9 protein-coding genes are annotated in these 7,732 nt (G+C 64.7%); 5 read left to right on the forward strand and 4 right to left on the reverse strand.

All coding sequences use genetic code 11. From position 1 onward, the window contains the following. Positions 1 to 488, reverse strand: a 488-nt coding sequence (locus O7A61_RS29645) for a CHAD domain-containing protein (protein WP_337132773.1), incomplete at its 3' end; no start/stop codon positions are given. Then, on the reverse strand, positions 485 to 958 hold the full coding sequence (locus tag O7A61_RS29650) for a CYTH domain-containing protein (RefSeq protein WP_140749851.1): 474 nt from the start codon (positions 956 to 958) through the stop codon (positions 485 to 487). The genes O7A61_RS29650 and O7A61_RS29645, both read right to left, overlap by 4 nt. 91 nt (positions 959 to 1,049) lie before the next feature. Between O7A61_RS29650 and O7A61_RS29655 the strand changes: the two genes are divergently transcribed. Genes O7A61_RS29655 through O7A61_RS29670 form a run of 4 tightly spaced genes read left to right on the forward strand, consistent with a single transcriptional unit; the run spans position 1,050 to position 4,750 of the window. After that, positions 1,050 to 1,733 (forward strand): CerR family C-terminal domain-containing protein, encoded by a 684-nt coding sequence (locus O7A61_RS29655; RefSeq protein ID WP_337132774.1) that lies wholly within the window; start codon positions 1,050 to 1,052, stop codon positions 1,731 to 1,733. Positions 1,734 to 1,746: 13 nt separating this feature from the next. Beyond that, positions 1,747 to 2,700 carry an HlyD family secretion protein gene (locus O7A61_RS29660; protein WP_337132775.1) on the forward strand — a complete coding sequence of 318 codons (954 nt, stop codon included), beginning with the start codon at positions 1,747 to 1,749 and terminating at the stop codon, positions 2,698 to 2,700. Continuing rightward, a complete protein-coding gene (locus tag O7A61_RS29665; protein WP_337132776.1) occupies positions 2,697 to 3,617 on the forward strand; it encodes an ABC transporter ATP-binding protein in 921 nt (306 codons plus the stop codon). Before O7A61_RS29660 ends, O7A61_RS29665 begins: the two co-directional genes overlap by 4 nt. Continuing rightward, positions 3,614 to 4,750, forward strand: coding sequence for an ABC transporter permease (locus O7A61_RS29670; protein ID WP_337132777.1), 1,137 nt, complete (start codon positions 3,614 to 3,616; stop codon positions 4,748 to 4,750). The genes O7A61_RS29665 and O7A61_RS29670 overlap by 4 nt, the downstream gene beginning before the upstream one ends. A 78-nt stretch (positions 4,751 to 4,828) precedes the next feature. Here O7A61_RS29670 and O7A61_RS29675 read toward each other — a convergent pair whose 3' ends face one another. Together O7A61_RS29675 and O7A61_RS29680 are read right to left on the reverse strand one after the other, a co-directional pair. Then, positions 4,829 to 5,803 carry a threonine/serine dehydratase gene (locus tag O7A61_RS29675; protein WP_337132778.1) on the reverse strand — a complete coding sequence of 325 codons (975 nt, stop codon included), beginning with the start codon at positions 5,801 to 5,803 and terminating at the stop codon, positions 4,829 to 4,831. A 144-nt stretch (positions 5,804 to 5,947) separates the two neighbouring features. Beyond that, positions 5,948 to 6,271, reverse strand: coding sequence for a hypothetical protein (locus O7A61_RS29680; protein WP_027146459.1), 324 nt, complete (start codon positions 6,269 to 6,271; stop codon positions 5,948 to 5,950). A 171-nt stretch (positions 6,272 to 6,442) separates the two neighbouring features. Here O7A61_RS29680 and mbfA point away from each other — a divergent pair, with 171 nt between their 5' ends. After that, the gene (mbfA, locus tag O7A61_RS29685) at positions 6,443 to 7,426 is read left to right on the forward strand and encodes an iron exporter MbfA (protein ID WP_337132779.1); all 984 of its coding nucleotides are present in this window, start codon (positions 6,443 to 6,445) and stop codon (positions 7,424 to 7,426) included. Positions 7,427 to 7,732: the final 306 nt, after the last annotated feature.

The raw sequence follows: 7,732 nt of genomic DNA on the forward strand, positions 1-7,732 counted from the left end.
AGCACGTCTGCGGCCCGTTCCGGCTGGTCGGGCAGGGCACGGGGTTCGATGCGCTTCATGCCGTCTTCGCACGCGGCGGTCGCCGCGCCGATCGCCGCCTGCAGCCCGGCGCCTTCGTGCAAATCATGCTGGCGCGCGATCAGCCTGTCGCGCACGGCATCGAGCCCGCCATCGGCGCTCTCCTTCGCGAAACGCGCCGCCAGCCGGTCGATGGTCTCGATCAGCGCCGTCGCCTCACGCGGGCCGGCTAGCAGCGCCGCCACGTTGCGGTAGCATTGATTCTCGGTCGTGCAGAATGTTTCGTCGCCGGAACGAACGAGGCGCAGCAAGGCACGCGCGCTCTTCAGCCGCTTGCGGCATTTGTGCAGCCCCTGTTCCGGCCGTGTGCGCGCCGCATCCAGATGCAGCAGGGCCTTGCCGATTTCCTCGGCAAGGATGCGTCTGACCTCGCCGGTCAGCGGCATGCGCGGGTCTATGCGAAAGCTCATGCGGCGATCTCCGGTATCCCCCCGAGGGCGAGCGACGCGTTGTAGAACTTCTGATCGCCGGTGACTTCATGGCCGAGCCAGTCCGGCAGCATTTCATCCGGAACGTCTTCCGGAGTCTCGAGTTCGGCCACCACAAGTCCCGCCAGTGCACCGCCGAAGACATCGACTTCATAGAGATAGCCGCGATGCCTAACATGGTGACGTGTCTTCTCGATGACACGTCCGATGGCGAAGTCCAACATCTCCACCGCCTCCGCGAGCGGGATCGGATATTCGAATTCGTCGCGCTCGCGCGCGCTGCTGCCGAATTTGAGCGTCAGCTTGGCCGAGGCTCCGTCGCTGATGCGGATGCGGACGGTTCGTCCGGGTGCCATGGCGAGATAGAACTGGAGAATGCGGATATCCGCTTCCACCAGATCCCGCCATGCGGTGCTGGAGACCAGGAATTTACGCTCGACTTCCTTGCCCATGGCCGCGCACTAAAGCGTTTGCCGCGCGCGATGGCAAGACGGAGCCGCGCGGAACTTGACTTTAATCAATCGATTGATTAAAGTCTTCGAGATGATCAAATCGCCAGATGCCAAGACGCCCCGCCGCGAGACATCCCCGGCAGAGCTGACGCGCGCCGCGCTCGTCCGGGCGGCGCTGAAACTGTTCGGGCGGCAAGGCTTCGACGGCACCTCGACGCGCGAGATCGCGGCCGAGGCGGGGGCCAATATCGGCTCGATCGCCTATCATTTCGGCGGCAAGGAAGGTCTTCGCGCCGCTGCCGCCGACTTTATCGTCGAGACCATTCAGGCCGTCGCCGGTCAGGCGCTCAATGAACAGGTCGCGACGGCTGGCGATCCGGAGGCGGCGCGCGCGCAGCTCTTCGCCGCCCTGGAACGGATGGTCGGCTTTGTCGTTGCCAGTCCGCAGGCCGGAGAGATCGTGCAGTTCGTGCTGCGCGAGCTGTCGTATCCGACGGCGGCGCTCGACCGCATCTATGAAGGCGTCTTCGATCCGGCGCATCGTCGTTTGTGTCTGCTCTGGGAGCAGGCCACCGGCGAGCCGGCCGAGAGCGAACGGACCCGGCTCACCGTGTTCACGTTGATCGGCCAGGTCATCTATTTCCGCATCGGCCGCGAGGCGGTGATGCGCCGCATGGGCTGGCCCGAAATCGGTGCCGCCGAGGCCGCCAAGGTGGTGGCGGTCACCACGGACAATCTCGGCGCCATACTGGCCGCCCGAAAGAGGCAGGGATGAAGGGATCAAGACAATGAGCATTTTGTGTTCGCTGCCGCTCGCTGCCCAACTGTTCGCTGCCTGCGCCCCGGCGACACCGCTCGCCGTCGGCTATGTCGAGGGCGATTATGTGCTCCTGGCGCCGATCGAGGTGGCGCAGGTCGAGACGGTGACAGTGAAGCGCGGCGATCGCGTCACGCCGGGAGCCACCGTGGTGACGCTCGAAAATGCCGACGCCAAGATCGCGGTGGCGCAAGCGCAGGCGGCCCTTGCACAGGCGCAGGCGCAGTTTGCCGACCTCCAGGTCGGCAAACGGCCGGAAGAGATCGCCGTGCTGAAGGCCGAGGTCGACATGGCCAAGGCACAGGCCGCCGACGCCAAGCGAAAGAACGACCGCGCCTCCGATCTGTTCAAGCGCGGTACCGGCACCCAGGCGGACTATGACACCGCCTCGGCGACACTGGAAACCGCCAATGCCCAGGTTGGCCAGGCCGAGGCCAATCTCGCCGTCGGCGGCCTGCCGGCGCGGCCCGAGACGATCAAGGCCGCCGACAACCAGGTCAAGCAGGCGCAGGCGGAACTGGAACAGGCGCGATGGCGCCTGTCGAAGCGCACGCTCGCCGCCCCTTCACCCGGCCGCGTTAACGACGTCATCCGCAATCCCGGCGACACGGCGGGCCCGACCGCGCCTGTCATCTCGGTGCTTCCCGACGGCGCGGTGAAGCTCAGCGTCTATATTCCGGAAAGCGCGTTCTCCTCGGTCAAGGTCGGCAGCCTGCTCAGCGTCCGTTGCGACGGCTGCGGCCCGGACGTGAAGGCGCGCGTCAGTTACGTTTCGCCCGATCCCGAATTCACCCCGCCGGTGATCTATTCGCTCGAGAACCGGCAGAAGCTGGTCTACCTCGTCGAGGCGCGGCCGGAGGGCGATGCGGGGCCGCTTCAGCCCGGCCAGATCGTCGATGTCGATCTCGCGGATGTGGGAAAATGAACGTCATCGACGTTCACGGCCTGGTCAAGCGCTTCGGCGACAAGACCGTCGTCGATCATGTGACGATGTCGGTCGCCGAGGGCGAGATCGTCGGCTTCCTCGGCCCCAACGGCTCGGGCAAGACCACCACCATCCGCATCATGTGCGGCCTGCTGACGCCGGACGAGGGCGAAGGCACGGTGCTGGGCTTCAACATCCGCACCGATGCGCTCAGGATCAAGCGTGAAGTCGGCTACATGACGCAAAAATTCTCTTTCTACGAGGATCTGACGATCGGCGAGAACCTGGAATTCGTGGCGCGGCTCTACCGGCTGAAGCCGGTCGAGGAGTATGTCGCCCGGACATTGGAGGATCTCGGCCTGGCGACGCGCCGCAACCAGCTGGCCGGCACCTTGTCCGGCGGCTGGAAGCAGCGTCTGGCGCTGGCCGCCTGCATCATGCACAAGCCGAAACTGCTGCTGCTCGACGAGCCGACGGCCGGCGTCGACCCGAAGGCCCGGCGCGAGTTCTGGGACGAGATCCATCGCCTGGCCAGCGGCGGGCTCACCGTGCTGGTTTCCACTCATTACATGGACGAGGCCGAGCGCTGCCACCGCATCAGCTACATCTCCTACGGCAAGATGTTGGCCACCGGCACCGTCGCCGAGGTGGTGAAGAATGCGGGCCTGACCACTTTCGTGCTGCAGGGCCCGCGGCTCGACGAGGTGGCGCAGGCGCTGCAAGGCCGTCCCGGCGTCGACCAGGTGGCCCCGTTCGGCGCCACGCTGCATGTCGTCGGTTCCGACCGCAAGCAGCTCGAAGCAGCGCTTGGCGATGTCGAGAGAGAGCACAAGGGCGTGACGGTGACGCCGGGCGAAACCAGCCTGGAGGATGTCTTCATCCAGTTCATGTCGGGATCGAAGGACAATATGGCATGAACAGCGTCTTTTCCTTCGCCAGGCTCGGCGCTTTGCTGATCAAGGAGTTCATCCAGATGCGGCGCGACCGCATCACCTTCGCCATGATGCTCGGCGTGCCGCTGATACAGCTCGTCCTGTTCGGCTACGCCATCAACAACGACCCGAAAAGCCTGCCGGCGGCGCTGGTGGCGACCAGCAGCGATCCCTACACCCGCGCCATGGTCTCGGCGCTGCAGACCACCGGCTACTACCTCTTCGACAATGTCGCGCAAAGCGCTGACGAGGCCGAGTTCCTGATGGCGCGCGGCGACGTCGCCTTCGTCGTCACCATCCCCGCCGATTTCGCCCGGCGCGTCGAGCGCGGCGACAAGCCGCAAATTCTGATCGAGGCCGACGCCACCGATCCGGCGGTCGCCAGCGGCGCCATCTCGACGCTCGGCACCATCGCCGGCCAGGCGCTGCTGAGAGCGCAGGGCATGCAGGAAGCCGCCGCCGAGGCCGCGCGGGGACAGCTCGATGTCGTGGTCCACCGGCGCTACAATCCCGAAGGCATCTCGCAATACAACATCGTGCCCGGCCTGCTCGGCGTCATCCTGCAGATGACCATGGTGATGATGACCTCGATCGCGCTGACGCGCGAAACCGAGCGTGGCACGATGGAGAATCTCCTGGCGATGCCGTCGAGCCCGCTGGAGATCATGATGGGCAAGGTGCTGCCCTATCTGGCGGTCGGCGCGGTGCAGGTGGTGGTGGTGCTGGCGGCGTCGAAGCTTCTGTTCGCCATCCCCTTCACCGGCTCGATGACGCTGCTTCTGTCGGCGGTGCTGGTGTTCGTGCTGTCCCTGGTGCTGCTCGGCTACACGATCTCGACGATCGCGCGGACGCAGATGCAGGCGCTTCAGCTCACCTTCTTCTTCTTCCTGCCCTCAATCATGCTGTCGGGCTTCATGTTTCCCTATCGCGGCATGCCGGGCTGGGCGCAGACCTTCGGCGAGATTTTTCCGCTGACGCATTTCCTGCGCATCACCCGCGCGGTGATGCTGAAGGGCGCCCAGCTGCCGGCGGTGGCTACCGAGATCGGCTGGTTGGCGGCGTTCGTGGCGCTGTTCGCCGGCGTGGCGCTGGTACGGTTCAGGCGCACGTTGGACTGACGAGAGCCTGATGCATGTCGCCCGGAAGTGTCCTCGGTTTCGGGATAACGACCTGCATAAAATCATAACCGCGTCGCCCTATGCCGCCATGATCCCCGCATAGGTGCCGAAATCGACATTGCCGCCGGACAGCACCACGGCAACGCATTTGCCGGACAGTTCGATCTCGCCCGATGACAGCGCCGCGAGCGCAACGCAGCCGCCGGGCTCGACCACCAGCTTCAGATGGGCCATGGCGTCGCGCATCGCCTGCGCTGTCGCCTGGTCGGAAACCGTGATGGCGCCTGCGAGGTTGCGGCGGTTGATTTCGAAGGTGATGACGCCCGGCTCGGCGGTCAGGATGGCGTCGCAGATCGAACTGTGGCCCGGCTCGTTCGAAACCCTGGCGCCCGCCGCCAGCGAGCGGCGGGTGTCGTCGAAATGCTCGGGTTCGACCGCCCAGATCGCGGTGCCGGGCGAGGCATCCTTGACCGCGACGGAAATGCCGCTGGTCAGGCCGCCGCCGCCGCAGGGGATGACGACCGCGTCGAGCGATACACCGAGCGCCCGCGTCTGCTTCACCAGCTCCAGTCCGATCGTGCCCTGGCCGGCGATGATAGCCGGGTCGTCGAAGGGCGGCACCAACGCCATGCCCCTGTCGAGGTAAGGGCGAACCACCGTCATGCGGTCGTCCTTGAAACGGTCGAAGGGCACCACCTCGGCGCCCATCTTGCGGACATTGGCGATCTTCATGTCAGGTGCATCCGCTGGCATGGCGATGACCGCTTTGACGCCGAACATGGCGGCCGAAGCCGCCACGCCTTGCGCATGGTTGCCCGAGGAGAAAGCGACGACGCCACGGCTGCGTTCCGCCTCGCTCAGCGAGGACAGCTTGTTGTAGGCGCCGCGGAACTTGAACGAGCCGGTGCGCTGCAGTGTCTCCGGCTTGAACAGGATGCGGCCGCCGAAGCGCCTGTTCAGCTCCTGCGATTCGATCAGCGGTGTCTCGACGATCAGTCCCGAAAGGCGCGCGGCGGCGGCGTGGATGTCGGCAATGCCGGGAGGGGTGGTCATGGCGGGTCCTGTGGTGATGCGATCCGGCCATGGTGCACGGAAAGGCTCGCGCGATGCCAACGAAAAGATGTGACCGGGACAAAATTTGCGATTGTGATCAAGATACAAATGTAGCCCGCGTTGCGGCCGCCAGCGTATCGCAATTCACCCCAGCAACGTCCGCTGCCTTTTTGTCCCGCCCAGCTTGCGCCAGCTGTTGAACCGATGCGTGGCGGCGGCGAACGAGATCTTCATCTGCTGGGCCACTGAATAGCGCGACTTGCCTTCGTCGAACATGCGGTAGCAGCACTCGACGCCTTCCTCGGTCAGCTTGCCGTCCGGCGCCTTGTTGTGCGGATTGGCGGGGTCGAATTTCTCGACCTGCTGTTCGACAAGGCCTTTCAGGCGCTGCAGGTCGGCCTCGATGCTGGCGATGAGATCGAGGACCGGTTTCGGGTCATAGGCGTGCGGAGGCGTCTTTGCCGTCATCAGCTCGTTCCTTTTTATGGCTTGGTGCCACATATAGGTGAACATTCGGCAATAATGAAGGACGATGCCAAGGCCGGGCTTCAACTATTGTTGACGGTGGCCAAGCGCGCGATTGACCACGGGCGCCGTAAACCCTAGTTTAGAACAATTCTAAACTAGGGTGATTTCCTCATGCTTTCCCGTGTTTTCGGCTTCGGCCGCCGCTCCTTCGAATCGCTCTCCGAACAAGAGATCCTGGCGCTGGCCATTTCATCGGAAGAAGATGATGGCCGCATCTACCGCGCCTACGCGGATGGACTGGCCGAGACTTTCCCGCAATCGGCCAAACTGTTCGAGGCGATGGCCAAGGAGGAGGACGGCCATCGCAACTCGCTGATCGAGCTCCATCGCAAGCGTTTCGGCGAGCGCATTCCGCTGATCCGCCGTGAGCATGTGAAGGGCTATTTCGAGCGCAAGCCCGACTGGCTGGTGCGGCCGCTCGGCATCGAGGCCGTGCGCGGCCAGGTCGAGGCGATGGAGCGGCAGGCCTATCTGTTCTATGTCGAGGCGGCCAAGCGCACCAGCGATGCCTCGACGCGAAAACTGCTCAACGACCTGGCCGCGGCCGAACAGGGCCATGAAAGCTTGGCGCATGCGCTGGAGCAGAAACATGTCCCGGGCGAAGTCAGGGTCGAGGAGGCGACCGCCGAGCAGCGCCAGTTCATTCTCACCTATGTGCAGCCGGGCCTGGCCGGGCTGATGGACGGATCGGTATCGACGCTGGCGCCGATCTTCGCCGCCGCCTTTGCCACGCATGACACGTGGCAGACGCTTCTGGTCGGTCTCGCCGCCTCGATCGGTGCCGGCATCTCGATGGGGTTCACCGAAGTGGCCTCCGACGACGGCAAACTGTCGGGCAGGGGCTCGCCGATCAAGCGCGGCCTGACCGTCGGCGTCATGACGACGTTGGGCGGCCTCGGCCACGCGCTGCCCTACCTCATCCCGCATTTCTGGACGGCGACCGGCGTTGCCGCCGTGGTGGTGTTCTTCGAATTGTGGGCCATCGCCTTCGTCCAGAACCGCTACATGCAGACCCCGTTCCTGCGCGCCGCCTTCCAGGTGGTTCTCGGCGGTGCCCTGGTGTTCGCCGCGGGTGTGCTGATCGGGAATGCTTGAGCGCTGCCCTTGCCTCCCTTCCCCCCTTGTGGGGGAAGGTGGATCGGCGCGTAGCGCTGAGACGGATGAGGGGTGTTCCAGCGGAGTGAGACGCTTGTGAAGTTCTCGCTATGCGTCCGTGCTGGACGAAATTTACGAGCCAAGCTGGAACACCCCTCATCCGACCTCGCTTCGCGAGGCCACCTTCTCCCACAAGGGGCCTGTTGCGCAATTCTGGCATTGTGATTCACTTCGATTATGGCTCGGAGGGATTTGCGATGGCGGTGAAGCGGACGGGACAGATGAGCTTTATCGAGGCGTTCCTTG

Source organism: Mesorhizobium sp. Cs1321R2N1, from assembly GCF_037179725.1.
Classification (GTDB): domain Bacteria; phylum Pseudomonadota; class Alphaproteobacteria; order Rhizobiales; family Rhizobiaceae; genus Mesorhizobium; species Mesorhizobium salmacidum.

Coding starts and splice junctions, on each gene's coding strand:
- O7A61_RS29660 (WP_337132775.1), top strand. CDS start 1,747: ATGAGCATTTTGTGTTCGCTGCCGCTCGCTGCCCAACTGTTCGCTGCC.
- O7A61_RS29650 (WP_140749851.1), bottom strand. CDS start 958: ATGGGCAAGGAAGTCGAGCGTAAATTCCTGGTCTCCAGCACCGCATGG.
- O7A61_RS29675 (WP_337132778.1), bottom strand. CDS start 5,803: ATGACCACCCCTCCCGGCATTGCCGACATCCACGCCGCCGCCGCGCGC.
- O7A61_RS29655 (WP_337132774.1), top strand. CDS start 1,050: ATGATCAAATCGCCAGATGCCAAGACGCCCCGCCGCGAGACATCCCCG.
- O7A61_RS29665 (WP_337132776.1), top strand. CDS start 2,697: ATGAACGTCATCGACGTTCACGGCCTGGTCAAGCGCTTCGGCGACAAG.
- O7A61_RS29680 (WP_027146459.1), bottom strand. CDS start 6,271: ATGACGGCAAAGACGCCTCCGCACGCCTATGACCCGAAACCGGTCCTC.
- mbfA (WP_337132779.1), top strand. CDS start 6,443: ATGCTTTCCCGTGTTTTCGGCTTCGGCCGCCGCTCCTTCGAATCGCTC.
- O7A61_RS29670 (WP_337132777.1), top strand. CDS start 3,614: ATGAACAGCGTCTTTTCCTTCGCCAGGCTCGGCGCTTTGCTGATCAAG.